Origin of the sequence: Sulfitobacter sp. 1A13679 (genome assembly GCF_043557115.1) — a bacterium.
GTDB classification, from domain to species: Bacteria; Pseudomonadota; Alphaproteobacteria; order Rhodobacterales; family Rhodobacteraceae; genus Sulfitobacter; species Sulfitobacter faviae.
The window spans coordinates 1-1,623 of sequence record NZ_JBIFFO010000058.1 but is presented as its reverse complement, the minus strand read 5'-3'; the positions used below and the strand labels follow the sequence as shown (position 1 = coordinate 1,623).

The window sequence follows — 1,623 nt, the reverse complement described above, 5'->3', positions numbered from 1 at the left end:
CTGCGTGACCCCGACGGGCTGCGGGTCGAGGTGATCGAAGGCGGCGCGCGGGACGAGGGGTTTCACAGCGTGACCCTCTGGCTTGAGGAGGTCGCGGCCACCGCCGCGGTGCTTGAGGCAATGGGCTACGTGCGCGAGGCCGAGGAGGCCACCGCCACGGGCGGCACCGGCGAGACGGAAACCCGCATCCGCTATCGCTCGACCGACCCCGAGCGCGGCTCGGTCGTTGACCTGATGACCTCGGATGCCCGCGCCATCGGGCGCTCCGGCGCCGGCACCATCCACCACGTTGCGTTTCGGGCGCGGAACCAAGAGGAGCAGCTGGCATGGCGCGCGCGGCTCTCGGCCGCGGGCCAGCAGATCACCCCGGTCATCGACCGGCAGTATTTCGACGCGATCTACTTCCGCACGCCCGGCGGTGTGCTCTTCGAGATCGCCACCGATCCACCGGGATTTGCGGTGGACGAAGATCCGGCCCATCTGGGCGAGGCGCTGAAACTTCCCGAGAAATACGAGGCCCACCGCGCCCGTATCGAGCAGCTGCTGCCGCAGATCCGGGTGCCGTCGTGAGTGGTCTCGGGGCCGCGACCCCCGGCACCGGTCCTCATGCGGGGCAAAGGCTGGTCACGGCGGGTGCCCCGCTGGAGCGCGCGCGGCTGGCTCTGGTGATGATCCACGGCCGCGGCGGCGCGCCGGAGGATATGGCCGGTCTGGCCGACCACCTCGTGCTGCCCGATCTCGCCGTGATCGCCCCGCAGGCGGCCGAGCAGTCCTGGTGGCCGGAGAGTTTTCTGGCGCCACTGGAGACCAATGAACCGGGCCTCGGCAGCGGGCTGAGCGTCATCTCCTCGCTGCTCGATGACCTGTCTGAGCAGGGTTTCGATCCAACACGCGTGGCGCTGATTGGCTTTTCGCAGGGGGCATGCCTGGCGCTGGAAGCGGCAGCGCGGCTGGCGCGTCCGTTCCGTGCGGTGGCCGCGCTCTCCGGCGGGCTGGTCGGCACGGGCGAGGCGGGCGGCGCCCCGCGGGCCGACCTCTACGACCGTCCGGCCAAGACCTTCGACTATGTGGGCCGGCTGGCCGATGTGCCGGTGCTGCTCGGTTGTCACGAGCGCGATCCGCATATTCCGCTGGCGCGGGTGCAGAAGAGCGCCGATGTGATGCAGAACATGGGGGCCAAGGTCGAAACGCTGATCCTGCCCGGCGCCGGACATGGTATCGTCGCCGAAGAGGCCGCCTGGCTGCGCAGGCAGCTGAACACCGAAGGGTAAGGAGTGCGTCCATGGACACCAAGATCGAGATCACCCGCGAAGAGGGCGACAGCAAGGGCCGCTACCTGGCGGTAGTCGAGGGCCACGAGGCCGAGATGACCTACTCCCGCCTCGGCGCCAGCGCGATCATCATCGACCATACCGGCGTGCCGGAAGCCTTGCGGGGCCGCGGTGTCGGCGAGGCGCTGGTGCGCCGCGGGGTGGAGGACGCCCGCGCCGAGGGCCGCAAGATCGTGCCGCTTTGCCCCTTCGCCAAGGCACAGATCGACTGTCACCCCGAATGGCAGGACGTCCTGCAACGAAAAAGCTGAAAGGAGACACGTCATGAGCTGGAGCCCCTGTCCCGACCCAA

At 69.4% G+C, this 1,623-nt stretch carries 3 protein-coding genes; all 3 read left to right on the top strand.

Annotation, left to right across the window (positions count from 1 at the left end):
• On the top strand, positions 1–570 hold a 570-nt coding region (locus ACGYLA_RS19495; protein WP_394434628.1), incomplete at its 5' end, for a VOC family protein.
• A complete protein-coding gene (locus tag ACGYLA_RS19490) occupies positions 567–1,271 on the top strand; it encodes an alpha/beta hydrolase (RefSeq protein ID WP_276321507.1) in 705 nt (234 codons plus the stop codon). The genes ACGYLA_RS19495 and ACGYLA_RS19490, both read left to right, overlap by 4 nt.
• An 11-nt stretch (positions 1,272–1,282) precedes the next feature.
• On the top strand, positions 1,283–1,582 hold the full coding sequence (locus ACGYLA_RS19485; protein WP_132447067.1) for a GNAT family N-acetyltransferase: 300 nt from the start codon (positions 1,283–1,285) through the stop codon (positions 1,580–1,582).
• Positions 1,583–1,623: the final 41 nt, after the last annotated feature.

Coding starts and splice junctions, on each gene's coding strand:
- ACGYLA_RS19485 (WP_132447067.1), top strand. CDS start 1,283: ATGGACACCAAGATCGAGATCACCCGCGAAGAGGGCGACAGCAAGGGC.